The following is a 26,968-nucleotide window of genomic DNA, read 5'->3' as shown; positions in this document are numbered from 1 at the left end:
GACGCTGGAGGTCCTTCGGACCTATCGCAGCCTGCGGCAGCGGCTACAGGATTTTGCGCGCTTCGCTGGGGGTCTGGCCGTAATGGGCCTTGAACGCGCGGGCGAAGTGGGCCTGGCTGGCGAAGCCGTGGCGGTAGGCGATTTCGCCGATGTCCAGGCCCGTTCCCCGTGGGCTGCCCAGCAGGTCATGGGCCTGTTGCAGGCGTCGTTCCAGGATAAAGCGGCTGGGCTGGCTGCCTTCCAGGGCGAACAGGCGGCTCAGGTGCCGGGTTGAAATACCGGTCTGCGCGGCCACCCGCTCGCAACTCAGCTCCGGGTCGGCCAACTGCTCGTTGATGCACTGTTTGGCCGCCAGCAGGTAGGAAGCGCTCAGGGCGTTGATCCGCCGCTCTCCGGTTTGCCCGGCGATCAAGCTGCCCAACAGCTCGAGCGCCTGGTGCTGGTAATTCTCGGCGTCCTCGCTCAGCGGCTGCTGGAAAAAACCTTGGGTGCGCTCGCCCAGGGTGCGCAGCAACAGGCGCTGCACGCCGCTTTGGCCGCCGATTTTCAGCGAGCGGTCGAAACGCTTGAGGCAACGCTCGGCGAACAGCGCCTGGGGAATGTCGAAAATGAACTGGCGCATCGGCCCGGAGAACCCGAACAGATAGGGTTTGTCGGTGCGGTAGACGATCAGCTCGCCCGGTTCGAGCAACTGGCAGGCGCCGTCCTGGTAGAAAAACGAGCCGCTGCCGGTAACGAACGACACGAACACCGACTCCTTGGGCACCGCGCGGATCATTGAGGTGTCACGCTCGACCACATGTTCGTTGCCCACGATCCGCGCCAGGCGCATGCCCTCCAGCTGCAGGTTGTCCTGGCTGGCGGCAAAGCCGCTTTCACAGAAGGAGCTGCATTTGAGGCCGACCAGGGTGGAGGCGTTGTAGTCCTCCCAGAAGGCCAGCCGTTGATCCAGGGCGATGCTTTGGGTGCAGGCATGCCGGGTTTCGAGCAAGGCGCATGGAGTCATTTTTATTCTTCTCATGGGCAAGGGAGCATTTCCGGTCGGCAAGGCAGTGACCGGATACCGAGGCCGCGGCAGGTGGCGCTCGCGGCGATTCATTAACATATGAAGCTTATGCCCTGTCAACGTGAAACTCAGTGGCTACAAGTCGATTGCCAGGGTAAACAGCGTCCCAGAAACCTGTAGGAAAACGCTCGTCCGATCCAGTCAACAATCCCGTCCGATTGGATAAAACCCCACGGGCGCGCCGCGCCTAAAGTCGCCTCGACTCCCACAACGAATAGAGGCCGACCATGCCCGAAGCCGCCCGCCGTGAATTCTGGAAAGACCTGCAACCGATCGCCAATTGCTTCAAGCCGGACGCCAAGCCCGAGGTCTACCTGCCCAATGCCGCCAGCGACGACCTGAAGCTGTATGTGCCCTTCACCGAGACCGTGTCCTCGCGGCCGCTGTGGATCTCGCCCAGCGAGAACCGCTGGTGCGACATCCTCATGGCCAGCAGCGCCGGCCTGGTGAACCGGCATTACCACCCCCACGAAGTGTTCGCCTACACCCTGTCCGGCAAATGGGGCTACCTGGAGCACGACTGGACCGCCACCGCCGGCGACTTCGTCTACGAGACCCCGGGCGAAGGCCACACCCTGGTGGCCTATGAGCACGAGCAACCGATGCGCGCGTTTTTCATCGTCAAGGGCCCGCTGATCTGGCTCGACGAACAGGGCGAGCCGGACGGTTACTTCGACGTGCACTCCTACATCGCCATGTGCCGCGCGCACTACGAAAAGATCGGCCTCGGCGCGGCCTATATCGACACGCTGTTTCGCTGAGTTCGCAACTTACACCTGCCCCTCCCGCGGAGAACGACCATGGCTTACAACAACAATAAAGCCGGTTACGAGAACATCCTGCTGGGCGTGCTGTTCCTGACGTTCGGTTTCGTCTTTTTCGATCGCCTGGCGCTGTCCTTCCTGTTTCCCTTCATGGCCGACGAGTTGCAGCTAAGCAACAGCCACCTGGGCATGCTGTCGTCGGTGCTGGCCCTGGCCTGGGCGGTGTCCGGCGCGCTGGTCGGCGCCTGGTCGGACCGGCGCGGCAAGCGCAAGCCGCTGCTGATCGTCGCGGTGCTGCTGTTTTCCCTGTGCTCAGCGCTGTCCGGGCTGGTCACCGGGTTTCTCAGCCTGCTGCTGTTCCGCGGCATCATGGGCCTGGCCGAAGGGCCGATCCTGCCGCTCTCGCAATCGCTGATGGTGGAGGCCTCCTCGCCCCATCGCCGGGGCCTGAACATGGGCCTGCTGCAAGGCTCGGCGGCCGGGCTGCTGGGCGCGGTGATCGGCCCGCCGGTGCTGATCGCCCTGGCCGAGGCCTACGGTTGGCGCCACGCCTTTATCGTCTCGCTGATCCCCGGGCTGCTGATCGCCCTGTTGATCTGGCGCTACGTGCGCAACGACACGCCGCCGGCGCCGATCACCGCCGACAGTCACAGCGCGCCGGTCAATCGCCTGGCGCTGCTGAAAAGCCGCAACATCGTGCTCTGCACCCTGATCAGCTGCGTGTTCCTCACCTGGTTCGTGATCCTGATTTCCTTCACCCCGACCTTTCTGGTCAAGGTCCGCGGCTACAGCCCGGCGAGCATGGGCACGGTGATGAGTTGCCTGGGCGGCGCCTGGGTGCTGTGGGGCTTCGGCGTGGCGGCGATTTCCGACCGTTTCGGCCGCCGCCCGACCCTGGTGCTGTTCTCGCTGATCGCCGCCTGCTGCCCGATCGCCCTGCTCTACGCCAACAGCCCGTTGCTGATGGGCGCGCTGATGCTGCTGACCTACACGGGCCTGGGCTGCTTCACCCTGTTCATGGCGACCATCCCCGCGGAAACCGTGCCCCGGGAGGTCATGGCCACCGCCCTGGGCATGATCATGGGCATCGGCGAGCTGGTGGGCGGCTTCGTCTCGCCGACCATCGCCGGGTTCGCCGCCGACCGCTTCGGCCTGTCCATCGTCATGTGGATCTCCTGCGGCGGCGCCTTGCTGGCCGCGCTGCTGGCGCTGTTCCTCAAGGAAACCGCGCCGGCGGTACTGGCTCGCGGGCGCTGCGCCGAACCGTCCCTTTCTTCCCCCCTGCAAGGAAACCAGCCATGAAAGCATTGCGTTGGCATGCCGCCCGCGACCTGCGCCTGAGCGATCTGCCAGCGCCACAGCCCGGCCCGGGCGAGGTGCTGGTGCAGGTGGCCTACTGCGGCATCTGCGGCAGCGACCTGCACGAATACGCCGACGGCCCGCATTCGATCCCGCAACAGGAACCTCACCCGCTGTCCGGTTGCCGCGCGCCGCTGACCCTCGGCCACGAATTCTGCGGCCTGGTGCTGGCGGTGGGCGCGGGTGTCGAGCGGGTCCAGGTCGGCAGCCGGGTGGCGGTGGAGCCGGAGTACCGCTGCGGCGATTGCCAGTACTGCCGCGCCGGCCAGTACAACCTCTGCCAGTCCATGGGTTTTATCGGCCTGATGGGCGACGGCGGTTTCGCCGAGCAGGTGCGGGTGCCGGCCTACATGCTGCACCCGCTGCCGGACTCGGTGAGCTTCAAGCAGGCCGCGGTGCTGGAGCCGGCGGCGGTGGCCTTTCACGCGCTGAACCAGAGCCGCCTGCTGGCCGGCGACAGCTGCGTGGTGTTCGGTCTCGGTCCTATAGGCCTGCTCTTGATTTTGCTGGCGCGGCTGCGCGGCGTGGAACGGATTTTCGCCGTGGACATCAGCCCTGAGCGACGGCAACTGGCGCGGGATTTCGGCGCCCTGGAAGTGCTCGACGGCCACGCCGCCAACCTGCCGCAACGCCTGCATGAACTGAGTGGCGGCGGCATCGACACGGCCTTCGAGGCCGCCGGCAGCCAGCAAACCCTGAGCCTGGCCCTGCATTCGCTGCGCAAGGGCGGCGAAGTAGTGCTGGTGGGTTTGATGGGCGAGGTCAGCGTCGATGCCTTCCAGCTGGTCAACCACGAACTGCGCCTGCTCGGCAGCGTCGGTTATCGCAACGCCTACCCGCCGCTGATCGAGTTGCTGGCCAGCGGCCGCCTGGACCTGACGCGCGCCGTGACCCGCTGCGTGACCCTGGAACAGGCCGTGGAGCATGGCTTCGAAACGCTGCTGCGGGACAAAAGCCAGATCAAGGTGCTGGTCAACCCCAACCCATCGCTGGCCAAGGCATGACCTGTAGCCGCTGCCGCAGGCTGCGATAAGGCCGAAGGCCTTCAGCGATCCGGAGACCGCAACGACCCTGCGGGCCGATCGCAGCCTTCGGCAGCGGCTACAGACCTGAACGGCTCATCACAAAAACAACAAGAAACGAGTACCGACCATGAAACGCATTCCCCTGCTGTGCCCGCTGCTGGCGGCGGTCCTGTTCACCCCTTTGTGCCAGGCTGAGGCGCCGGCGCCCGGCCGCGAAGGCCCGCTGGCCGGGCTCGGCGAGTACCTGGCCGGCTACGGCATCCAGCCCCATGTGCAGTTCTGGAGCCTGTCGATGAAGAACCTCGACACCGGTCCGCGGGAACACAGCGTCGGCAACAGCGGCGACCTGTTCGTCGGCGCCGACTTCGACCTCGATGCCCTCGCCGGCCTTACAGGCGCGGCCGTTCATTTCGAGGAAACCTTCTTCATCCTCGACACCGCCACCGGCCAGCCGACCTCGCGCAACTGGCAAGGCGCCGCCGGCAGCTATTTCGCCGGTGCGCCGATCCACAACGACATCACCAGCAACCAACTGAGCCTGCTGACCTACCAGCAGACCTGGCTCGACGGCCAGCTGGACATGAGCCTGGGGCGCACCAACGCGCGGCGCTACTTCTATATCTACAACTGCGAAACCGTGGTCACCTGCAACGACCCGATCATCGATTCGTCCACCGGCATCCTGCCGCCACCCTACGGCAGCTGGGGCGGCTACCTGAAGTACCAGCCGGTGCCGGGCTTCTACGTGCATGGCGGCGCGTTCGAGTCGAACCCGATGGACTACCTGAAAGAGCGCAAGGGCCTGGACTTCAGCACCGACGACGCCAGCGGCACCAGCCTGCTGCTGGGCATCGGCAGCAAGGACGACGGGGCCTACAGCGCCCGCTACGAACTCAATGGCTACTACAACACTTCCAAGCAGTACGACCCGCTGACCGGTACCAGCGAGCACGGCACCGGCGGCGCCTTCTTCAAGTTCCAGCAAGGCTTCTGGCGTGCCGACGGCGGCCAGCGCACCGCGCCCCAGGCACTGCTGGCGTTCGGTTCGCTGTCGCTGGCGGCCGACGACAAGCAGCCCTTCAGCCATTTCGCCGAAATCGGCCTGAGCTATCTCGCGCCCTTCGACCGGGCGCAAGACAAGCTCAACCTCAAGGCCAGCTATCTGCGCCTCAACGACCATCAGCTGCGCTTCCAGCAACGGGCACGGATCGCCAACGGCGGCGACCCTCGCCTGGGCGAACGCAACGTATACGCCATCGAGGCCAACGGCCACTTCGCCCTGACCCGGCACCTGGCGCTCGAGCCCAGCGTGCAATACCTGATCAACCCGGACAATTTCTACAACCCCGAGGCTCGCGAGCTCAGCGGCAACGGTTTTGTCGTCGGCCTGCAAGTCATGTACGACGTCGGCGCGGCGCTGGGGTTGTGAACCTGCTTCTTACTGCCAACGAGGTATTTCCCATGACTGACTCCGCCCCGCGTTCATTCGACTACATCGTGGTCGGGGCCGGCTCGGCCGGGTGCGTGCTGGCCAACCGGCTGTCCGCCGACCCGCGGCTCAGCGTCTGCCTGATCGAAGCCGGCCCCAGCGACCGCAGCCTGTTGCCCGGCGCCAATGTGCGCACCCCGGCGGGCATCATCCGCCTGATCGCCAACCCGAAGTGGAACTGGATGCATCAGTTCAGCGCCCAGGCCGCCAGCGGCGAGCGCCCGATCCCCTGCCCGCGCGGCCGGCTCTGGGGCGGCTCGAGCGCAATCAACGGCATGATCTACATCCGCGGCCACCGCAGCGACTACGACCGCTGGGCCGCGGCCGGCAACCGGGGCTGGAGCTACGACGAACTGCTGCCGTACTTCCTGCGCTCGGAGCACTTCGAGCCCGGCGCCTCGCCCTGGCATGGGCAAGACGGCGAACTCAACGTCGCCACGCAACGCAGCCCGAGCCCGATCAATCAGGTGTTCTACCAGGCCGCCCAGGAACTGGGCTGGCGCTACAACGCGGATTTCAACGGCGAGGAGCAGGAAGGCTACGGGCCCTTCCATGTCACCCAGATCAACGGCGAGCGTTGCAGCGCCGCGCGGGCCTTCCTGTACCCGGCGCTGGCGCGGCCCAACCTCACCGTCCTGAGCTCGACCCTGAGCCACCGCGTGTTGCTGGAAGGCAACCGCGCCTGCGGCGTCGAGGTCAGCCAGGATGGCGCGGTGTTCCAGCTCAAGGCCCGGCGCGAGGTGATCCTCAGCGCCGGGGCAATCAACTCGCCGCAGTTGCTGTTGCTCTCCGGCATCGGCCCGGCCGAGGAACTGGCGCGCCATGGCATCGCCCAGCGCCATGAACTGCCGGGAGTCGGCCACAACCTGCAGGACCATCAGGACGTGGTGCTGATGTACCGCTGCGACAGCGAGCTGACCTACGGAATCTCGGCCAAGGGCCTGTTGCCCCTGGCCCGTTCGCCCTGGCAGTACCTGGGGCGGCGCAGCGGCCCGCTGACCTCCAACACCGTGGAGTCCGGCGCCTTCCTGCGCCTGCAAGCCGAGGACGCCGCGCCGGAGCTGGGCCTGATCGTCGCCCCGGCGTTGAAGAACCAGCCCCAGCGCCTGGTGCCGCTGGGCCATGGGGTCAGCCTGCACATCGCCGTGATGCACCCGCAGAGCCGTGGCCAGGTCCGGCTCAACTCCGCCGATCCCCATGACAAGCCGATCATCGACAGCAATTTCCTCAGCCACCCGGAAGACCTGCGCAAGTTGGTGGCGGGCGTGCGCCTGGTGCGCCAGCTGGCGGCGAGCCAGGCATTCGCCCGGCGCCTCAAGGGCGAGCTGGTGCCGGGCCCACGGGTGGAAAGCCAGGCGCAGATCGAGCAGTGGATCCGCGACAGCCTGGGCACCGTGTTCCACCCGGTCGGCACCTGCAAGATGGGCCACGACGCCCAGGCAGTGGTCGACGACCAGTTGCGGGTCCACGGCCTGCAGGGCCTACGGGTGGCCGACGCGTCGATCATGCCGAGCCTGACCACCGGCAATACCAACGCGGCGGCGATCATGATCGGTGAAAAGGCCGCGGATTTGCTGCTGGGTAAAGCGCCGCCGAGCATTCAGATCCCTGTTCGGATGGAGCAACCGGCGCCTTCATCGGTCAGCGGCTGAACAGCGGAAAACCAGCACGCCGAACACCAGCCCGACCGCGTCATCGTTCATCGCGAGCAAGCTGCGCTCCTACAAAAGCCCCGCCCCCGTAGGAGCGAGGCTTGCCCGCGATACCCCCAAGCCCACCGCATTTACCCAATCAAACCCATCCCCACAAACACACCCGCCACCCGTAGGAGCGAGGCTTGCCCGCGATGGCCCCCAAGCCCACCACATTCATCCAATCAAACCCGCCCCCACAAACACACACGCCACCCGTAGGAGCGAGGCTTGCCCGCGATAGAGCCCAAGCCCACCACATTCATCCAATCAAACCCATCCCCACAACCACACGCGCCACCCGTAGGAGCGAGGCTTGCCCGCGATGCCCCCCAAGCCCACCGCACCTATCCATGACGGCCTCAGCGGGTGGCGGGCGGCGCGATGTTCCACAGCCGTGGCCAGTCTTCGGAGGACAGGCCATTGCACATCGGCATCTGCCGGTAATCGCTGAGCTGGAAGGTTTCGCCGTCGAACAGCCAGCGCCCGGTTTCGCCGCAGTCGCCGATGCCGCGTGCCAGATAAAAGGTGCTCAGTACCCCGGTCTTAGGGTCGTAGTGGGCGCCGCCCGAGCCGTCCGCGTTATTGATGGGCACGCTTTGCCGGCGCAGCTCCTGGAGCTTCGGTGGATTGCCGCGCGACCAGCTGCTGATCAGGTAGTCGCAGTTGTAGGCCGCGCAGTCGCTCAGCACCACGCTCAACGCACGCTGCGCGGTCAGCGGATAGACCTCGACCTGGGGTTCGGCCACATAGTCTTCATCGTCATTCGGCGTGCCCGGCGCGGCGAGCGTCACCGCGGCCGCCGAGATGCGCGTGCGCTCTGCCTCCGTCAGCGGCGGCGCCCCCGGATACGCCCGCAGCTGGGCCGGCAGCGGCCGCGCCGGCACCTCGCTGGCCGGGCGTTGGCCGGGGCGCCACAACGCCGTCACGCCATTAACCCGGCCCTGCACCGAGTCCATCAGCAGCAATGCCGCCGACAAGCCGCGCAACGGCACCCAGGCCTCGTCGTTCCCCGCCAGCTTCAATTCCTGAGCATTGCGCAGGCGCTCCAGCCACTGGCGGGCCCGGGCCGGGTCGGCGATTTCATAACGGGTGACCTGGCTCTGCGCGCCCTTCTTTTCCGGCAGCAGCACCAGGGCGTCCAGCAGCTGCGGCTCCAGTGGCTGGCCATCGAGGCGCAAGAGCGACAGCTCGGCGGGGTCGCCGCGCTGGTCCAGGCGTATTTCCAGGGGGCCCTCGGGGCCGGCGCGACGCTGGATATGCAGGGTCAGGCTGCTGTACTGCACGCCGTGCTCGCCGCTGGGCGCGCTGAGGGCGTGGCAGCCGCGCAGGTTGTCGCAGCCGGTGATCCATTCCTGGGTCTGGCGCAGCAAGGGCACCTTTTCCGCGGCATTCTGCGCCAGCGCCTGGGCGCCGCCGGCGCTCAGCAAAAGAACCATCAGGGTGCGCTGCAACATAAGACTGTCCTTGTCGAAAAGCGCCGATTCTCCCACGCGGCTCCGCGCCCTTCCCAGCTTTTTTGCCCTCAGGACCAGGGTTTGGCTGCCCCCTGGCGCGCCCGGTATTCGCCCGGCGTCATCTTCGCGTAGCGCTGGAAGAACCGGCTGAAATACGCCGGGTCCTTGAACCCCAGCTGATAGCAGATTTCGTTCACCGAACTGGCGGTGAACAGCAGCAGGCGCTTGGACTCCTGCATCAGGCGCTCGTACACCAGGCGCTTCGACGGCAGGTCGGCAATGCGCCGGCAGACGTCATTCAGGCGCGCCTCGGTGACGCCGATCTGCCCGGCATACCGCGCCAATGGCCAGTGTTCCAGATACCGGGCTTCGATCAGCTCGTTGAAGCGGTGGAAGATGTGCAGGTCTTCGTGGCGTGCCGGGCGGGCCTTGAGGGAATTGGCCGAGAGCCTGAACAGGCTGATCAGGATCAACCGGGTCAGGGCCTCCAGCGCCGGCGCATGCCCAACGCCCTGCCCGGCGACTTCTTCCTGCAACTCATCGAACAGCAACTCCAGGCGCCGCGCCTCGGCGGCGAAGCCCGGGGCCAGATGCGCCAGCGCGACGCAGGCCGGCGCCACCTGGGGACCGCTGGCCAGGCGGCTGTCGGCTTCGATCAGTTCCCACACCAGCTGTTGGCGCACGGTCAGCACGTGACCTTCGCTGTCGGCCTCGGTGACGAAGGAATGGGCAATGGTCGGCGGGGTAAGGAAGAACATCGGCCCCGACTCCAGAAACTGCTGGTCGTCGAGGTAGACCCGCACCGCGCCGCTTTTCACGTAGTGCACCTGGAAAAACCGGTCGTGGCGGTGCACCGGCATGTTGCGGCCGAAGAACCCGGCCAGGTTGCTCAGTTTGTCGTAATGCACCTGCGAGTCGGCGTAGCGCTGGTCGTAGACCTGGCCGATGTTGATATTGGGGATCGGCTGGCGATCGCTCATGGTGGCGTTTCTCTTGTTTTCGCCTCGGCGCTTCTGGTTTTCGCCGCAGCATTTTTATTTTTTTGAGCCGTGGCAGGCGCCCACATCCTGCGTGATTCGCGGCCTGTGCACCAGCGCCGGAGCGGCCGTTCGGGGTCGGCTGGAGGCCGGCGCTTGACGATCGTTAACATATTAAATATAACGTTAACACATTAACGAATTCACCTCGTCTTCCGCGATGCTCAGGAGAAAACCACAATGAGCCGTGCACTGCATGAAGTCGCCACCGGCACCCTGTTCGGCGTCGCGCTGAACTACCAGGGCCTGTTGCGCAGCCACCTGGAATCCTTTACCCAGCCGCCCTACCAGCAACCACCGGTCAAACCGGTGCTGTTCATCAAGACGCCCAATACGCGCAATGTCCACGGCGGCGCGGTGGTCTTTCCGAAAGGGGTCGAGCGCCTGCAACCGGGCCCGGCGCTGGGCGTGGTGATCGGCAAGAACGCCAGCCGCGTCAGCGTCCAGGATGCCCTGGCGCATGTCGCCGGCTACACCATCGTCAACGAGTTCAGCCTGCCGGAAGACAGCTATTACCGCCCCGCCGTCAAGGCCAAATGCCGCGACGGCTTCTGCGCCTTCGGCCCGGAATTGGTGCCGGCGGCCCAGGTCCGCGATCCCCACGACCTGGAACTGAAAATGTGGGTCAACGGTGAACTGCTGCAGCGCAACAGCACCGCCAATTTCGTACGCGGCATTCCCCAATTGATCGCCGAGCTCAGCGAATTCATGACCCTGCATGAGGGCGACGTGCTGATCACCGGCACGCCCGAGGGCCGCGTCGACGTCAAGCCCGGCGACCGCATCGAAGTGGAGATCAGCGGCCTGGGCCGTCTCGCCAATCACATTGTCGCTGAAGAAATAGCCGCCGAAATTGCCGCCGAATAAGGAGCCGCCATGAAACACGCCCGCATCCGTTATCAGGGCCAGGTCCACGACGTCGTGGTCAACGCCCCCAACAGCGTGAAACTGGCCGATGGCCGCGTGCTCGCCGAGGACCAGGTCGAGTGGCTGCCGCCGGCCACCGGCAACATGTTCGCCCTGGGCCTGAACTACGCCGACCACGCCGCCGAACTGGCCTTCAAGCCGCCGACCGAGCCGCTGGCGTTCATCAAGTCGCCCGGCACCTACACCGGCCACAACCAGGTCAGCTGGCGCCCGGACAACGTCGCCTACATGCACTACGAGTGCGAACTGGTGGCGGTGATCGGCAAGACCGCGCGCAACGTCAAGCGCGCGGACGCCCTCGACTACCTGGCCGGCTACACGGTGTGCAACGACTACGCGATCCGCGACTACCTGGAAAACTATTACCGGCCCAACCTGCGGGTGAAGAACCGCGACGCCACCACCCCGGTCGGGCCGTGGATAGTCGATGTCGCCGACGTGCCCGAGCCGAACAAACTGAAGCTGCGCACCTGGGTCAACGGTGAGCTGCGCCAGGAAGGCAGTACCGCCGACATGATCTTCGACATTCCCTACCTGATCGAATACCTGTCCAGTTTCATGACCCTGCAACCCGGCGACATGATCGCCACCGGCACCCCGGAAGGCCTGTCCGACGTGGTGCCCGGCGATGAGGTGGTGGTGGAAGTCGAAGGCGTCGGCCGGCTGGTCAACCGCATCGTCAGCGAAGCCAAGTTCTTCCGGCTCAAGGCGCAACACGACACGCAACCGGCGGCCAAGGAGCACGCATAGAATGATCAAACACTGGATCAACGGCCGCGAGGTCGAAAGCCAAGACACCTTCACCAATTACAACCCGGCCACTGGCGAAGCCATCGGCGAAGTGGCCAGCGGCGGCGCCGGGGAAATCGCCCAGGCGGTGGCGGCGGCCAAGCAAGCCTTTCCGAAATGGGCCAACACCCCGGCCAAGGAACGCGCGCGGCTGATGCGCAAGCTGGGCGAGTTGATCGACCAGAACGTGCCGCACCTGGCGGAGCTGGAAACCCTCGACACCGGGCTGCCGATCCACCAGACCCGGAACGTGCTAATCCCCCGCGCCTCGCACAATTTCGACTTCTTCGCCGAGGTCTGCACCCGCATGGATGGCCACAGCTATCCGGTGGACGACCAGATGCTCAACTACACCCTGTACCAGCCGGTCGGCGTGTGCGCGTTGGTATCGCCGTGGAACGTGCCGTTCATGACCGCCACCTGGAAGACCGCGCCATGCCTGGCGCTGGGTAACACGGCGGTGCTGAAGATGTCCGAGCTGTCGCCGCTGACCGCCAACGAGCTGGGGCGCCTGGCGCTCGAAGCCGGCATCCCGGCCGGGGTGCTGAATATTGTCCAGGGCTACGGCGCCACCGCCGGCGATGCCCTGGTGCGCCACCCGGACGTGCGGGCGATTTCCTTCACCGGCGGCACCGCCACCGGCAAGAAGATCATGCAGACCGCGGGGCTGAAAAAGTACTCCATGGAACTGGGCGGCAAGTCGCCGGTGCTGATCTTCGAAGACGCCGATCTGGAACGCGCCCTGGACGCCGCGCTGTTCACCATTTTCTCGCTCAATGGCGAACGCTGCACCGCCGGCAGCCGGATCTTCATCCAGCAAAGCGTCTACCCGCAGTTCGTCGCCGAGTTCGCCGCCCGCGCCAAGCGCCTGGTTGTCGGTGACCCAACCGACCCCAAGACCCAGGTCGGCTCGATGATCACCCAGGCCCACTACGACAAGGTCACCGGCTATATCCGCATCGGCCTCGAAGAAGGCGCCACCCTGCTCGCCGGCGGCCTGGAGCGCCCGGCCAACCTGCCGGCGCACCTGAGCCGTGGCCAGTTCATCCAGCCGACGGTGTTCGCCGACGTCGACAACAGGATGCGCATCGCCCAGGAAGAGATCTTCGGCCCGGTGGTGTGCCTGATCCCGTTCAAGGACGAAGCCGAGGCCCTGCAACTGGCCAACGACACCGAATATGGCCTGGCCTCCTACATCTGGACCCAGGACATCGGCAAGGCCCATCGCCTGGCCCGTGGCATCGAGGCCGGCATGGTGTTCATCAACAGCCAGAACGTGCGCGACCTGCGCCAGCCGTTCGGCGGGGTCAAGGGCTCCGGCACCGGCCGCGAAGGCGGCGAGTACAGCTTCGAGGTGTTTGCCGAGATCAAGAACGTCTGTATCTCCATGGGCAGCCACCCCATCCCCCGCTGGGGCGTGTAAGGTTTTGCAATCCTGTAGCCGCTGCCGAAGGCATCGCAGCCTGCGGCAGCGGCTACGGGCCGAACAATAAGATGTTTCAGGAGAAGCACCATGGGCGAAGTCGTCATGGCCGCCAAGGTCTGCCACGTTCCATCGATGTACCTGTCCGAACTGCCGGGCAAGCACCACGGCTGTCGCGAAGCGGCGATCGCCGGGCACAAGCTGATCGCCCACCGCGCCCGCGAACTGGGGGCCGACACCGCCGTGGTGTTCGACGTGCACTGGCTGGTCAACAGCGGTTATCACGTCAATTGCGGCGAACGGTTCAAGGGCACCTACACCAGCAACGAACTGCCGCACTTCATCAAGAACATGGACTACGACTACAACGGCTGCCCTGAACTGGGCGAGCTGATTGCCGCCGAAGCCAACGCCGCCGACGTGCGCACCCTGGCCCACAACATCCCCAGCCTGGAGCTGGAATACGGCACCCTGGTGCCGATGCGCTACATGCACATGGGCGTTGCGCCGGAGCAGCATTTCAAGGTGGTTTCCATCGCCGCCTGGTGTGCCTGGCACCGCCTCGAGGACAGCTTCGCCTTCGGCGCCGCGGTGCGACGGGCCATCGAAAAGAGCGACCGCAAGGTCCTGGTGCTGGCCTCGGGCTCGCTGTCGCACCGTTTCTCCGACGACCGCGTGGCCGAAGCCAATATCCATGACTGGACCCGCGAATTCGACAAGCAGGTCGACATGCGGGTGGTCGAGCTGTGGCAACAGGGACGCTTTCGCGAGTTCTGCTCGATGCTCCCCGACTACGCCGAGCATTGCTTCGGCGAAGGCCGGATGCACGACACCGCGATGCTCCTGGGCCTGCTCGGCGGCCCCGACTACAACCGGCCCGCGGAAATCATCACCGCGCCTTTCGGCAGTTCCGGCACCGGCCAGATCAACGCCATTTTCCCGCTCTAGACGCCGTGCCAGCCGCGCGCCCCAGCCCTGCCATTGCCAGGGCTGGCCGCCGAAGGCTCGCCCGCAAGGAGGACCACATGCCGCATTTCATCGCTGAATACACCGACAACATCGAGCAGGCCGCCGACCTGCCCGGGCTCTTTGGCAAGGTGCATGACTACTTGGGGGCCAGCGGCGTGTTCCCGCTCGGCGGCATCCGCAGCCGCGGCGTGCGCCTGGACACCTGGCGCATGGCCGACGGCAGGCACGACTACGCCTTCGTCCATATGCGCCTGCAAGTCGGCGCCGGGCGCGACCTGGCCACCCGGCGCCAGGTCGCCGAGGGGCTGTTCGAGATCATCAAGGCGCACTTCGCCGAACTGCAGGCCCGGCGCCTGCTGGCGCTGTCGTTCGAGATGAGCGAGCTGGATGCCGAACTGAACTTCAAGCACAACAACGTGCACGAGTTTCTCAAGCAGCAATCGTGACCTGTGACCTGTAGCCGCTGCCGCAGGCTGCGATAAGCCCCGAAGGGGCTTCCAGCAATCTCAAGAGCACGACTGCTTCGTCGGAAGTGCCGCCCAAGCCGATCGCAGCCTGCGGCAGCGGCTACAGAGTCCGCGCCCTTATCGACAAGAACAATAAAGAGGCCTCGCCCATGCCCAGCTCGACCCTTGCGCTGCCCAGCGCCGCAGAGACCCACGACACCTATCGCCGGATCACCTGGCGGCTGATGCCACTGCTGTTCACCTGCTACATCTTCGCCCACCTGGACCGTATCAATATCGGCTTCGCCAAGCTGCAGATGACCCAGGACCTGGGCTTCAGCGACAGCGTCTACGGCTTCGGCGCGGGGCTGTTCTTCATCGCCTACGCCTTGTTCGGCGTGCCCAGCAACCTGGCCCTGGACCGGGTCGGGCCGCGCCGCTGGATCGCCAGCCTGATGCTGGTCTGGGGCTTGCTGTCCAGCGCCATGCTGCTGGTAGACAGCGCAGCCGGCTTCTACCTGTTGCGCTTTCTGCTGGGGGTGGCCGAGGCCGGGTTTTTCCCCGGCATCCTGGTGCTGCTCAACCGCTGGTTCCCGGCCAGCCGTCGCGGCCAGGTGACCGCGCTGTTCGCCATCGCCGTGCCCATGGCCGGGGTGATCGGCGGGCCGCTATCGGGCTGGATCCTGGAAAGCTTTCACGACCTGGGCGGGATGCGCGGCTGGCAATGGATGTTCCTGATCGAAGGCCTGCCGGTGGTGGTGCTCGGCCTGGTGGTGCTCAAGGCGCTGCCGGAAAGCATCGACAGCGTCGCCTGGCTGAGCGACGCGCAAAAGCGGCAATTGCACGCCGCCCTGAGCCAGGAAGAACAGCACAAGCCGATCACCCGCTTCGCCGGCATCCTCAAGGACCGCCACATCTGGTTGCTGGTGTGCATCTACTTCGCGGTGATGCTGGCGGTGAACACCATCGCCTTCTGGATGCCGACCCTAATCCACCACGCCGGCATCGCCCGCGACAGCCGCGTCGGCATGCTCAGCGCCCTGCCGTACCTGGCCGGCTGCCTGTTCATGATCGGCGTCGGCCGCTCTTCCGACCGCCTGCGCGAACGGCGCTGGCACCTTGGCGTGCCGCTGCTGATGTCCAGCGTCGGGCTGATCGTCGCGGGCCTGGCCCCGGACAACGCCTGGCTGGTGATGGCCGGGCTGCTGGTGGCCGGCATGGGCGCCAGCGCCGCGCTGCCGATGTTCTGGCAACTGCCGCCGGCCTTTCTCGCCAGCAACACCCAGGCCGCAGGGATCGCCCTGATCAGCTCGTTCGGCAGCATCGCCGCCTTCCTCGCGCCCTACCTGATCGGCGTGGTCCGCGACGCCACCCAGAGCGCCAGCCTCGCCCTGTATGCCCTGGCCCTGCTGATCGCCTTCGGCGCCTGGCTGGTGCTGCGGGTGCCGGCCCTTATCGTCAATCCCCAGGAGAAATAACCATGCTCAGCCTTTCGGACATCCAGCAGGCGGCCGCCCGCCTCGACGCCGCCGAGCGCAACCGGGAGCAGATCGGCCAGCTGTCGCTGGAGTTTCCCGGCATCACTATCGAGGACGCCTACGCCATCCAGCGCAGCTGGGTGGAGCACAAGATCCGCGCCGGGCGCAAGCTGGTCGGGCACAAGATCGGCCTGACCTCGCGGGCCATGCAGGTGTCGTCGAACATCACAGAACCGGACTTCGGTGCGCTGCTGGACGACATGCTGTTCGAGGAAGGCAGCGATATTCCGTTCCAGCGCTTTATCGTGCCGCGGGTCGAGGTGGAGCTGGCATTCATCCTCGGCAAGCCGCTCAAGGGCCCGAACTGCACGCTGTTCGATGTGCTCGATGCCACCGAATGGGTGATCCCGGCCCTGGAGATCATCGACGCGCGCATCCAGCAGGTCGACCCGCAAACCCAGGCCACGCGCAAGGTGTTCGACACCATCTCCGACAACGCCGCCAACGCCGGGGTGGTCATGGGCGGCCGCGCGGTGCGCCCCAACGATATCGACTTGCGCAAGGTGCCTGCGGTGCTGTACCGCAACGGCGTGATCGAGGAATCCGGGGTCTCCGCCGCGGTGCTCAACCATCCGGCCAAGGGCGTGGCCTGGCTGGCCAACAAACTGGCGGCCTACGACGTCGGCCTGGAAGCCGGGCAGATCATCCTCGGCGGCTCCTTCACCCGCCCGGTGGCCGCGCGCCCCGGGGATACCTTCCACGTCGACTACGACCAGCTCGGCAGCATTGCCTGCCGCTTTGTCTGAGGGGGCTGCCATGCAACTGCCGATCAATCATTTCAAGCAACGCCTGCGCCAGGACGCGCCGCAAATCGGCCTGTGGCTAGGCCTGGCCAATGCCTATTGCGCGGAGCTGGCGGCCAATGCCGGTTTCGACTGGCTGCTGCTGGACGGCGAACACGCGCCCAATGACCTCAACAGCCTGCTCGGCCAGTTGCAGGCCATTGCGCCCTACCCGGTGCAAGGCATCATCCGCCCGCCGGTGGGCGATACCGCGCTGATCAAGCAACTGCTGGACATCGGTGCGCAGACGCTGCTGATCCCCATGGTCGAAAGCGTCGAGCAGGCCCGGCAACTGGTACGCGCCATGCGTTATCCGCCCGCGGGCATCCGCGGCGTCGGCAGCGCCCTGGCCCGGGCGTCGCGCTGGAACAGCATCCCCGGTTACCTGGACCAGGCCGATGCGCAGATGTGCCTGCTGCTGCAGATCGAGAACCTCGAAGGCCTGGCCAACCTGGATGCCATCGCCGCCCTGGACGGGGTCGACGGCCTGTTTATCGGCCCGGCCGACCTCTCGGCCGCCATGGGCCATCGTGGCAACCCGGGGCATCCCGAGGTGGTCGCGGCAATCGAGGACGCCATCGCACGTATCCGCAAAGCCGGCAAGGCCGCCGGCATCCTCAGCGCCGACCGGACCCTGGCGCAGCGTTATATCGAGCTGGGGGCAAACTTCGTCGCCGTGGGGGTGGACACCACGGTGCTGATGAAAGGCTTGCAGGGCTTGCTGGGGCAATACAAGGAAGTATCGGCGCCGACCTCCCCTGGCGGGGTTTACTAACCCCGTAGCCGCTGCCGAGCTTGCGAGGCTGCGAACGACTGCGCAGCAGGCGCAAAACATGAGATTGCTTTGGCTCTGGATAACCGCGTTGGCCCGTTGCGGCCGCTGCGCGGCCGTGCGCAGCCTCGCGGGCTCGGCAGCGGCTACAGGTCTGCGCCTTGTAGGAGCGAGGCTTGCCCGCGATGGCGCGCCGCCAGGCGCCAGACCCGGGCGATGTCCGCGGCCCTGTCGCGCAACAGCCGCGGCGCCTCGGCACAGGCCTGCTCCAGGGTCATCGGGCCGCTTGCCAGGGCAAAGGCCGCATCCACCCCGTGCTCATACATCTGCTCGTAGCCGTCGCCCAGGGTCCCGGCGATCACGATCACCGGCACATTGTGTTGCCTGGCGATGCGCGCCACGCCAAAAGGCGTCTTGCCGCGCAAGGTCTGGGCGTCGAAGCGACCTTCGCCGGTAATCACCAGGTCCGCGCCCTGCATGGCTTCGGCTAGCCCCACCAGCTCGGCCACCACCTCCACCCCAGGGCGGAACCGGGCATTGAGGAACGCCTTGGCGGCAAACCCCAGGCCGCCGGCGGCGCCGCTGCCCGGCTCGTCGCGCACGTCCTTGTCCAGCACCTGCGCGGCCTGGTCGGCGAACCGGCCAAGGGCGCGGTCCAGCTGTTCGACCTGCTGCGGCGACGCGCCCTTCTGCGGGCCGAAAATCGCCGAGGCGCCGTGGGGCCCGCACAGCGGGTTGTCGACGTCGGCGGCGATCTCGAAACGCACCGTGGCCAGCCGAGGGTCGAGGTGGCTCAGGTCGACCCGCGCCACCCGCTCCAGGGCCAGGCCGCCCGGGGGCAAGGCCTGGCCGGCAGCATCCAGCAGGCCCACGCCCAGCGCCTGCAAGGCGCCACTGCCGGCGTCGTTGGTGGCGCTGCCGCCGATGGCCAGGATCACCCGTCGCGCACCGGCATCCAGGGCCGCGCGGATCAACTCGCCGGTGCCGAAAGTGCTGCTGGTGCAAGCATCGCGCTGGCCCGGCGGCACCAGTTGCAGGCCGCTGGCCTCGGCCATTTCGATGATCGCGGTGTGGCTCTGCGGCAACCAGCCCCAGCGCGCCTGCACCGGCGCCCCCAGCGGGCCCTGGACGCAGGTGGTGCGCAACTGGCCCTGGCAGGCATCGAGGATCGACTCCACGGTGCCCTCGCCGCCGTCCGCCATCGGGCACTGGATCAACTGCGCGTCCGGCCACACCCGCGCCAGCCCGTCGGCGATGGCGCTGGCCACGCCGCAGGCACTCAGGCTGTCCTTGAAGGAGTCGGGGGCGATGATGATTTTCATGGGCTATCTCCGGTTCTTATGGCGCCCATGCTGCCAGTTGGCCGCGACCTTGACCCCGGTCCGCTGCACAAGTACGGGGCGGCTTTATTGTTCATTTTCACAATCATAGGAGCCAGACGCAGTCCTGTAGGAGCGAGGCTTGCCCGCGATCAAGGCGCCGCGGCGTATCAGGCTCACTGCAGTGTGGCCATCGCGGGCAAGCCTCGCTCCTACGTGGTCAGGGTGCATCGGTCTGCGGCAACAGCTGCACCCCCAGGTACAGCGCCAGCATGCCGTCGAGCTTGAGCGGATCGACGCCGCTGAGTTCGGCGATGCGCTCCATGCGGTAGCGCAGGCTGTTGCGGTGGATGCCCAGGGCGTCGGCGCAGGCCTGGCTCTGGCCGTCGTGGTCGCACCAGCTGCGCAGGGTCGCCAGCAGCTGGCCATTGCTGTCCTTGGCGATGACCTTGCGCAACGGGCTGAGCAACTCGTCCAGGGCATCGTCATTGCGGTGGCGCCAGAGCATCACCGGCAGGCGGAAACGGTTGAGGGTCAGCAAGCGCGATTGCGGCAACAGGTCACGGCCATAGGCGAGCAAGTCGCCGACCCGCCGGTAGCAGCGGCGCAACCCCGCCAGGCCGTCGGCCTGTCCGCCCACGGCAATGCGCAGGATGTTCCAGCCCAGGCTGTCGAGCTTGTCCAGCAATCGCGGGTTGTCGACGCTCAAGCTTGCCGGCCGGCACCACAGCAGCGAGGACTTGGCCGAGCTGACGCACCAGCTGTCCGGGTAACGGGACATCAGCCAGGCACTCAGAGCCTCGACGGTCTGCGCCCCGCCCTCCTGGGGCTGGCCCAGTTCGAACAGATAGGGCGTGCGCGGCAACTGCGGCTTGAGGCCCATCTGCTGCGCCTCGTCCACCAGCCGCGGCGAATCCCCGCTGTCGCTGAGCAGCAGCGCCAGCAAGTCGTCGCAACGCTGGCGGCGCCATTGCTGTTCGGCTTGCTGATGGCGCTGGCCCACCAGCATTTCGGCGGTCATGCGCACCAGTTCGGCATAGGTGCGCAGCAGCTCCGGCTCGCCGGTGATGCCCAGCACGCCGATCAGCCGCTGGTCGTGCAGCAGCGGCAGGTTGATCCCCGGCTGCACGCCCTTGAGGTGCTTGGCGGTCTGCGCGTCGATCTCCACCACCCGGCCGTTGGCCAGCACCAGCTGCGCGCCTTCATGGCGGGTGTTGATGCGCTCGGGCTCGCCGCTGCCGAGGATCAGGCCCTGGCTGTCCATGACGTTGACGTTGTAGGGCAGGATGGCCATCGTGCGGTCGACGATATCCTGCGCCAGGTCGTGATCCAGTTCGAACATAGCGGCGTGTTCCTAGGCTCTCTACGAAAAGTGGCTGCATGCCGGGCGCCTTCGGCGCTACGCGGGCCATGGTTAAAAACAGGCTCGGGGGCGATGGCGAAGGCTTGTTCACCGGCACAGGGGAAGCCGGCAAAGCCTGTGCGCCGGCACAAAGACAGCGGCCCATGGGGTGACCGAGACTCTCTGGGCGATCAACGTTACCCTCGCATCGCAAAAAATCATAATAAAGAGAGACACGCCATGTCACAGAGCGCCGCTGCCACCCTGGCCACCGATGACGATAAAAACGCCGTCTACAAGCGCATCACCCTGCGCCTGATCCCCTTCATCTTCATCTGCTACCTGTTCAACTACCTGGACCGGGTCAACGTCGGCTTTGCCAAGCTGCAGATGCTCGATGCCCTGAAGTTCAGCGAAACCGTCTACGGCCTGGGCGCCGGGATCTTCTTCATCGGCTACGTGCTGTGCGGCGTGCCGAGCAACCTGGCGCTGAACAAGTTCGGCCCGCGGCGCTGGATCGCGCTGATGATGATCGCCTGGGGCACGCTGTCGACCTGCCTGCTGTTCGTCACCACCCCGACCCAGTTCTACACCCTGCGCCTGTTCACCGGCGCCGCCGAGGCCGGCTTCTTCCCCGGCGTGGTGCTGTACCTTTCGCAGTGGTTCCCGAGCTTTCGCCGCGGGCGCATCATGGCCCTGTTCATGTCGGCGATCCCGGTGTCCGGCCTGCTCGGCAGCCCGTTCTCCGGCTGGATCCTCAACCACTTCGCCGCGGGCCAGGGCGGCATGGCCGGCTGGCAGTGGATGTTCCTGCTGCAGGGCATCCCCACGGTGATCCTCGGCGCCCTGGCGTACTTCCTGCTCAATGACAACTTCGCCCATGCCAAGTGGCTGAGCCCGCAGGAGCGTGCGCTGCTCGAAGCCGACCAGGCCGAGGACGCCGCGAGCAAGCCGCGCACCACTGGCGATTCCCTGGCGGCGGTGTTCAGGAACCCGGCCATCTGGGCCTTCGGCCTGATCTACTTCTGCATCCAGAGCGGCGTGTACGCCATCAACTTCTGGCTGCCGTCGATCATCAAGAACCTGGGTTTCAGCGACAACCTGGTGATCGGCTGGCTCAGCGCCATTCCCTACCTGCTGGCGGCGCTGTTCATGCTGATGGTCGGTCGCTCGGCCGACCTGCGCCAGGAACGCCGCTGGCATTTGGTAGTGCCGATGCTGATGGGCGCCATCGGCCTGCTGATCGCGGTCAACTTCGCCGCCAACCCGACCATCGCCATCCTCGGCCTGACCATTGCCACCATGGGCGCCCTCACCGGCCTGCCGATGTTCTGGCCGGTGCCCACCGCGCTGCTCAGCGCCGGCGCCGCCGCGGGTGGCCTGGCGCTGATCAACTCGATGGGGCAGATGGCCGGTTTCCTCAGCCCCTACATCGTCGGCTGGGTCAAGGACAGCACCGGCTCCACCGATGCCGCGCTGTACCTGCTGGCCGGTGTCATCGTCGCGGGTAGCCTGCTGGCCCTGCGCATGACCCGCAGCCTGAAGCGCTGAGCCACGCCTTCCACCGGGCCTGCCTTCCGGCGGGCCCGGCTTCCCGGGACAAGCCGCGGGTTTGTCACCGCCTTGCTACAAAAAGCCACAGCCTTTCTGAACGCCCCCGTGGTATATCGGACAGACGTCCGGCCGCGGCAGTTTTCCATTGGCTGGATCGATTGATGACTCCCTCGCAGACCTTACCGAAGGAAGACCCACACGATCATGACCGCGCCCATTTCCCTCGCCCGCCTGAGCGATATCCAAGCCCTCGAACAACAGCAGCCCCTGGCCCAGCGCAATCTTCCCGCCAGCACCTATGAACTGCTGCAACGCTCGGCCAACCGTTTTGGCGAGCATACGGCCCTGACCTTCCTGCCCCAGGGCAGCATCCAGGACCAGCCCTGGAACATCAGCTACGCCGAGTTGTTCGCCCAGGTCACCCGCACCGCCAACGCCCTGCACCGCCTGGGGATCCGCCCGGGCAAGGCGGTGTCATTCCTGCTGCCCAACCTGCCGCAAACCCATTACGTGATCTGGGGCGGCGAGGCCGCCGGGATCGTCAACGCCATCAACCCGCTGCTGGAACCGGAGCACATTGCCGAGCTGGTCCGCGCCTCGCGCACCACGGTGCTGGTGACCCTCGCGCCCTTCCCCGGCACCGACCTCTGGCAAAAGGTCGCCCACCTGCGCGAACGCCTGCCGGAGCTGGAGGCGATCGTCACCGTCGACCTGGCCAACCTGCTGCCCGAGCCACAGCGCAGCGCGATCAAGAGCCAGCGCCCGGCGATGCCCGAAGACGTGCTGGACTTCGACACCCTGCTCGCCGCCTGCCCCGCCGACCACCTGGAAAGCGGCCGGGTGATCCAGCCGGACGACGTGGCCTCGTACTTTCACACCGGTGGCACCACCGGCACACCGAAACTGGCGCCCCACAGCCACCTCAATGAAGTGGCGATGGCCGAGATCATTGGCCTGCATGGCGACTACGACAGCCGCGACGTGTTGCTCTGCGGGTTGCCGCTGTTCCATGTCAACGGGGTGATGGTCACCGGGCTGTCGGCCTTCCACCGCGGCGCCCGGGTGCTGCTGGCCGGCCCCCAGGGCTACCGCAACCCGACGCTGATCAAGGATTTCTGGCACTTGGTGGAGCGCTATCGGGTCAGCTGTTTCAGCGGCGTGCCGACCATCTACGCCGCCTTGCTGCAAGTGCCCAACGACGGCATCGATGTCTCCAGCCTGCGCTTTGCCGTGTGCGGCGCGGCGCCGATGCCGGTGGAGCTGATCCGTCAATTCGAGGCGCGCTCGGGGCTCAAGATCATCGAAGGCTACGGCCTCACCGAAGGCACCTGCGCCACCAGCTGCAACCCCCAGGATGGCGAACGCCGTTCCGGCTCCATCGGCCTGCGCCTGCCGTATTGCGAGGTCAAGATCGCCGTGCTCGACAGCGACGGCCACTACCTGCGCGACGCCACCACCGATGAGCCTGGCAACGTCTGCCTGCGCGGGCCGACGGTGTTCAAGGGCTATCTGCAGGCTGACAAGAACCAGGGCCTGTGGCTCGACGGCGGCTGGTTCAATACCGGCGACCTGGGGCGCATCGACCGGGACGGCTACATCTGGCTGACCGGGCGCAGCAAGGACCTGATCATCCGTGGCGGCCATAACATCGACCCGCAGATGATCGAAGAAGCCCTGCATCGCCACCCGGCCGTGGCCATGGCCGCGGCGGTGGGCAAGCCGGACATCAAGGCCGGCGAGCTGCCGGTGGTGTACATCCAGCTCAAGGCCGGCGCCAGCGCCGGGCCGGACGAGTTGCTGGAGCATGCCGCGCGGCATATCCATGAACGGGCGGCGCTACCCAAGAACGTCTGGCTGCTGGAGCAGATCCCGCTGACGGCGGTGGGCAAGACGTTCAAGCCGGCCCTGCGCCTGGACGCTATTCGCCGGGTGTTCGAGGACGAGGTCCGCCAGGTTGCCGAGGGTATCCGGGTCGAGGTCCTGAGCGACGAGCGTCACGGGCAGCGGGTGGATATCCATGTGCCCGACCTGGATGCGGCCCGGCGCACAGCCCTGGAGCAGCGCCTGAGCGGTTATGCGGTGCGCTACCAGTTACATTCGGCCTGAATTGCCGGCGGCCCCGGCAATCGGGGTCGCCGCGCTGCAAGGCGTTCACCTGTGGCCGCTGCCGCAGGCTGCGATCGAGCGCGCAAGCTGCCCACCGTTCCGTAGGAGCGAGGCTCGCCCGCGAAGGCCACACCGCGAAACACCTGCCCCACCGCGTCATCGTTCTTCGCGCGCAAGCTGCCCACCGTCCCGTAGGAGCGAGGCTTGCCCGCGAAGGCCACACCGCGAAATACCTGCCCCACCGCGTCATCGTTCTTCGCGCGCAAGCTGCGCTCCTACAAGAGCAGCCAGCGTTCTGTTGTGCCCGCACCGCTTGCAGGTTTCCCAGCGGGTGAAAGTGCTGCAACGCTTTTTGCAGGAACGTTGCCAGTCGCTGGCGGGATGATTCGGATTGCCCCGCGCGCCCGTTCTGGTATTTGATGGACGTCCCATACCAGTCGCTGGCCGCTGTCGCACCGGCCTTACCTCACGCACAAGGATTTCGTACATGAGCTACCGCATCCTCGGCCATTCCGGGCTACACGTGTCTCCCCTGACCCTCGGCACCATGATGTTCGGCGAACAGACCAGCACCGAGGACTCTCTGCGCATCATCGACAAGGCGTGGGACCAGGGCATCAACTTCATCGACACCGCGGACGTCTACACCAACGGCCGCTCCGAAGAAATCGTCGGCGAGGCCATCGCCAGCCAGCGTGACCAATGGGTGCTGGCGACCAAGGTCGGCTTCGGCCCCGTCGATGGCGTGCCCAACCGCAGCGGCCTGAGCCGCAAGCACCTGTTCAATGGCATCGATGCCAGCCTGACGCGCTTGGGCACCGATTACATCGACATCTATTACCTGCACCGCGAAGACCACAACACGCCGCTGGAAGTGACGGTCTCGGCGATCGGCGACCTGCTGCGCCAGGGCAAGATCCGCTATTGGGGCCTGTCCAACTACCGCGGCTGGCGCATCGCCGAGGTGATCCGCATCGCCGACCGGCTTGGCGTCGACCGCCCGGTGATCAGCCAGCCGCTGTACAACATCGTCAACCGTCAGGCCGAGACCGAACAGATCACCGCGGCCCAGGCCTACGGGCTGGGCGTGGTGCCTTACAGCCCGCTGGCTCGCGGCGTGCTCAGCGGCAAATATGCGCCGGATGTCGCCCCCGACAGCAACAGCCGCGCCGGGCGCCAGGACAAGCGCATCCTGGAAACCGAATGGCGCGTCGAGTCGCTGCGCATCGCCCAGCAGATCCAGCAGTACACTCAGGGCCGCGGGGTCGGCATGGTCGAATTCGCCATCGCCTGGGTGCTGAACAATGCCGCGGTCAGCTCGGCAATCGTCGGCCCGCGCACCGAGGCACAGTGGGACGCCTACACCAAGGCGCTGGACGTAAAGATCAGCGCCGAGGATGAAGCCTTCATCGATTCGCTGGTCACTCCGGGCCATGCCTCGACCCCGGGCTTCAACGACGTCAGCCACTTCGTTTCCGGCCGCACGCCGCGCTGATGCCGTCACCATTGGCGGCCCGCGCCAGGGCCGCCAGCCGCTGCGCCGCCGTCGAATGGCGGTAAACGGGACTTTTTCCCGTAAGCGCTGCTAAATCCGAGTAAACGTCTGGCGCCAAACCCTCTATATTCCCCGCAGTTTTCCCACCATCCCATTTGCCTGGCTCAGGTCACACGAGGACAGCTTGTCTAAAGGTATTGCTCTATCGGTCTTGGCGTCGGTGCTGTTTGCCGTCATGTACTTCTACACCTCCTTGATGGCGCCCCTGACCGGGGTGGAGATTTTCGGCTGGCGCATGCTGCTCACCGCCCCGTGCATGACCGTGTTCATGCTGGTGAGCGGCGAATGGCGGCACGTCGGCGCCATTCTCAAGAGGCTGCTGGGCCAACCGCTCCTGCTGCTGGGGTTGCCGCTGTCCGCGGCGCTGCTCGGGGTGCAGCTGTGGCTGTTCATGTGGGCACCGTTGAATGGCTACAGCCTGGATGTGTCGCTGGGCTATTTCCTGCTGCCGCTGACCATGGTCCTGACCGGGCGCATCGTCTACGGCGAACAGCTGTCGCGGCTGCAGAAGATCGCCGCCGGCCTGGCGACCCTGGGGGTGCTCAACGAGCTGTACCAGGTGGGCAGTTTTTCCTGGGCGACGCTGTTGGTGGCTATCGGTTACCCAGTCTATTTTGTGCTGCGCAAGCGCCTGGCCGCCGACAACCTGGGCGGCCTATGGCTGGACATGGCCCTGTTGCTGCCGATCGCGCTGTGGTTCGTGCAGAGCGGCGAGCAGGGTTTTGCCGTGGTCGATCAACACCCCTGGCTGTACCTGCTGATTCCGCTGCTGGGGTTGATCAGCGCCTCGGCGCTGGTGGCCTACATCATCGCCAGCCGCTTGCTGCCGTTCAGCCTGTTCGGCTTGTTGAGCTACGTCGAACCGGTTTTGCTGCTGGCCGTGGCGCTGCTGCTGGGAGAACACATCAAGGCCGGGGAATGGCTGACCTACCTGCCGATCTGGCTGGCGGTGCTGGTGCTGGTGTTCGAGGGTTTCAAGCACTTGATGCGTCAGCGCAGAAGCTGAACCAGAACTGGTGGTAGGAGCGAAGCTTGCTCGCGATGAATGCGACGCCTGTTGCACTGCGTTGTCGGCATCGCGGGCAAGCCTCGCTCCTACGGAAGATGGGTCAGGGCTTGATTTGCTTGAGCTCGTTGAGCAGGGCCAGCAAGGCTTGCATCTTCTCTTCGCCAAACTGCTGCTGGATGCGCTGGTAGTTGATTTCCATGTCGCCGCTCATGGATTCGAAACAGGCCTCGCCCTTGGCCGTGAGGGTGATGAACAGGCGGCGCTGGTCCTCGGGGGACTTGCGCCGGCTGACGTATTCGTCGCGCTCCAGGCGGCTGAGCACGCCGGTCATGCTGGGCGGCAGGATGCAGGCCATTTTTGCCAGCTGGTGGCTTTCCAGCTCGCCGTTCTGGCGCAGGATGCGGATCACCCGCCACTGCTGCTCGGTCAGGTCGTGCTGGTTGAGGGACGGGCGAAAAAACGCCATGGCCGCTTCGCGGGCCTGAAGCAGGGTCAATGTCAAAGAAGGTCTTGGGTTGGTCATGGGCAAGTCGTTCACAGGGCTGGATG

23 protein-coding genes are annotated in these 26,968 nt (G+C 66.1%); 17 read left to right on the top strand and 6 right to left on the bottom strand.

Annotated features, from left to right (window positions below; all coding sequences use genetic code 11):
• Nucleotides 1-43: 43 nt before the first annotated feature.
• Nucleotides 44-1,006, bottom strand: a complete 963-nt coding sequence (locus tag BLV20_RS01435) for an AraC family transcriptional regulator (RefSeq protein ID WP_092295927.1) — start codon at nt 1,004-1,006, stop codon at nt 44-46.
• Between the two features lie 287 nt (nt 1,007-1,293).
• On the opposite strand from BLV20_RS01435, the gene BLV20_RS01430 reads away from it, so the two are divergent.
• The 5 genes from BLV20_RS01430 (at nt 1,294) to BLV20_RS01410 (ending at nt 7,355) form a co-directional block, all read left to right on the top strand.
• Nucleotides 1,294-1,827, top strand: coding sequence for a 2,4'-dihydroxyacetophenone dioxygenase family protein (locus BLV20_RS01430; protein ID WP_092295924.1), 534 nt, complete (start codon nt 1,294-1,296; stop codon nt 1,825-1,827).
• Between the two features lie 39 nt (nt 1,828-1,866).
• The gene (locus tag BLV20_RS01425; RefSeq protein WP_092295921.1) at nt 1,867-3,132 is read left to right on the top strand and encodes an MFS transporter; all 1,266 of its coding nucleotides are present in this window, start codon (nt 1,867-1,869) and stop codon (nt 3,130-3,132) included.
• A complete protein-coding gene (locus BLV20_RS01420; protein ID WP_092295918.1) occupies nt 3,129-4,193 on the top strand; it encodes a 2,3-butanediol dehydrogenase in 1,065 nt (354 codons plus the stop codon). Before BLV20_RS01425 ends, BLV20_RS01420 begins: the two co-directional genes overlap by 4 nt.
• A gap of 148 nt (nt 4,194-4,341) precedes the next feature.
• Complete coding sequence (locus BLV20_RS01415) at nt 4,342-5,643, top strand: carbohydrate porin (protein WP_175540119.1); 1,302 nt, start codon at nt 4,342-4,344, stop codon at nt 5,641-5,643.
• A gap of 32 nt (nt 5,644-5,675) precedes the next feature.
• Nucleotides 5,676-7,355, top strand: coding sequence for a GMC family oxidoreductase (locus BLV20_RS01410; RefSeq protein WP_092295914.1), 1,680 nt, complete (start codon nt 5,676-5,678; stop codon nt 7,353-7,355).
• Nucleotides 7,356-7,756: 401 nt separating this feature from the next.
• Here the strand turns inward: BLV20_RS01410 and BLV20_RS01405 are convergent, their stop codons facing one another.
• The gene (locus BLV20_RS01405) at nt 7,757-8,851 is read right to left on the bottom strand and encodes a DUF1176 domain-containing protein (protein ID WP_092295911.1); all 1,095 of its coding nucleotides are present in this window, start codon (nt 8,849-8,851) and stop codon (nt 7,757-7,759) included.
• Between the two features lie 68 nt (nt 8,852-8,919).
• Entirely contained in the window at nt 8,920-9,831 is a 912-nt protein-coding gene (hpaA, locus tag BLV20_RS01400; protein WP_092295908.1) for a 4-hydroxyphenylacetate catabolism regulatory protein HpaA, read from the bottom strand.
• Between the two features lie 237 nt (nt 9,832-10,068).
• Between hpaA and BLV20_RS01395 the strand changes: the two genes are divergently transcribed.
• The 8 genes from BLV20_RS01395 (at nt 10,069) to hpaI (ending at nt 17,537) form a co-directional block, all read left to right on the top strand.
• Complete coding sequence (locus BLV20_RS01395) at nt 10,069-10,755, top strand: fumarylacetoacetate hydrolase family protein (protein WP_092295905.1); 687 nt, start codon at nt 10,069-10,071, stop codon at nt 10,753-10,755.
• 9 nt (nt 10,756-10,764) lie between these two features.
• Nucleotides 10,765-11,565, top strand: a complete 801-nt coding sequence (locus BLV20_RS01390) for a fumarylacetoacetate hydrolase family protein (RefSeq protein WP_092295902.1) — start codon at nt 10,765-10,767, stop codon at nt 11,563-11,565.
• Between the two features lies 1 nt (nt 11,566).
• Nucleotides 11,567-13,027, top strand: coding sequence for a 5-carboxymethyl-2-hydroxymuconate semialdehyde dehydrogenase (gene hpaE, locus BLV20_RS01385; RefSeq protein ID WP_092295899.1), 1,461 nt, complete (start codon nt 11,567-11,569; stop codon nt 13,025-13,027).
• A gap of 90 nt (nt 13,028-13,117) precedes the next feature.
• Nucleotides 13,118-13,975: a 3,4-dihydroxyphenylacetate 2,3-dioxygenase gene (gene hpaD, locus BLV20_RS01380; RefSeq protein WP_092295896.1), complete on the top strand. Its 858-nt coding sequence runs from the start codon at nt 13,118-13,120 to the stop codon at nt 13,973-13,975.
• Nucleotides 13,976-14,052: 77 nt separating this feature from the next.
• On the top strand, nt 14,053-14,442 hold the full coding sequence (locus BLV20_RS01375) for a 5-carboxymethyl-2-hydroxymuconate Delta-isomerase (RefSeq protein WP_092295893.1): 390 nt from the start codon (nt 14,053-14,055) through the stop codon (nt 14,440-14,442).
• Nucleotides 14,443-14,612: 170 nt separating this feature from the next.
• Nucleotides 14,613-15,920 (top strand): MFS transporter, encoded by a 1,308-nt coding sequence (locus tag BLV20_RS01370; protein ID WP_092295890.1) that lies wholly within the window; start codon nt 14,613-14,615, stop codon nt 15,918-15,920.
• Nucleotides 15,921-15,922: 2 nt separating this feature from the next.
• Entirely contained in the window at nt 15,923-16,726 is an 804-nt protein-coding gene (gene hpaH / locus BLV20_RS01365) for a 2-oxo-hept-4-ene-1,7-dioate hydratase (RefSeq protein WP_092295887.1), read from the top strand.
• 10 nt (nt 16,727-16,736) lie between these two features.
• Nucleotides 16,737-17,537, top strand: coding sequence for a 4-hydroxy-2-oxoheptanedioate aldolase (hpaI, locus tag BLV20_RS01360; RefSeq protein WP_092295884.1), 801 nt, complete (start codon nt 16,737-16,739; stop codon nt 17,535-17,537).
• A 143-nt stretch (nt 17,538-17,680) separates the two neighbouring features.
• On the opposite strand, the gene BLV20_RS01355 is transcribed toward hpaI, so the two are convergent.
• Together BLV20_RS01355 and BLV20_RS01350 are read right to left on the bottom strand one after the other, a co-directional pair.
• Entirely contained in the window at nt 17,681-18,856 is a 1,176-nt protein-coding gene (locus BLV20_RS01355) for a glycerate kinase (protein ID WP_092295881.1), read from the bottom strand.
• Nucleotides 18,857-19,073: 217 nt separating this feature from the next.
• Nucleotides 19,074-20,195, bottom strand: a complete 1,122-nt coding sequence (locus BLV20_RS01350; RefSeq protein WP_092295878.1) for a sugar diacid recognition domain-containing protein — start codon at nt 20,193-20,195, stop codon at nt 19,074-19,076.
• A 240-nt stretch (nt 20,196-20,435) separates the two neighbouring features.
• On the opposite strand from BLV20_RS01350, the gene BLV20_RS01345 reads away from it, so the two are divergent.
• The 4 genes from BLV20_RS01345 (at nt 20,436) to rarD (ending at nt 26,416) form a co-directional block, all read left to right on the top strand.
• Nucleotides 20,436-21,746, top strand: coding sequence for an MFS transporter (locus BLV20_RS01345; RefSeq protein WP_092295874.1), 1,311 nt, complete (start codon nt 20,436-20,438; stop codon nt 21,744-21,746).
• Between the two features lie 207 nt (nt 21,747-21,953).
• On the top strand, nt 21,954-23,855 hold the full coding sequence (locus tag BLV20_RS01340) for an acyl-CoA synthetase (protein ID WP_092295871.1): 1,902 nt from the start codon (nt 21,954-21,956) through the stop codon (nt 23,853-23,855).
• 487 nt (nt 23,856-24,342) lie between these two features.
• Nucleotides 24,343-25,350: an aldo/keto reductase gene (locus BLV20_RS01335; protein WP_092295868.1), complete on the top strand. Its 1,008-nt coding sequence runs from the start codon at nt 24,343-24,345 to the stop codon at nt 25,348-25,350.
• A 184-nt stretch (nt 25,351-25,534) separates the two neighbouring features.
• Complete coding sequence (gene rarD / locus BLV20_RS01330) at nt 25,535-26,416, top strand: EamA family transporter RarD (RefSeq protein ID WP_092295865.1); 882 nt, start codon at nt 25,535-25,537, stop codon at nt 26,414-26,416.
• Between the two features lie 103 nt (nt 26,417-26,519).
• Here rarD and hpaR read toward each other — a convergent pair whose 3' ends face one another.
• Entirely contained in the window at nt 26,520-26,942 is a 423-nt protein-coding gene (hpaR, locus tag BLV20_RS01325) for a homoprotocatechuate degradation operon regulator HpaR (protein ID WP_092295862.1), read from the bottom strand.
• Nucleotides 26,943-26,968 lie beyond the last annotated feature (26 nt).

Source organism: Pseudomonas sp. NFIX28 (genome assembly GCF_900107395.1).
GTDB lineage: Bacteria > Pseudomonadota > Gammaproteobacteria > Pseudomonadales > Pseudomonadaceae > Aquipseudomonas.
This window is presented reverse-complemented; position numbering and strand designations above follow the sequence as displayed.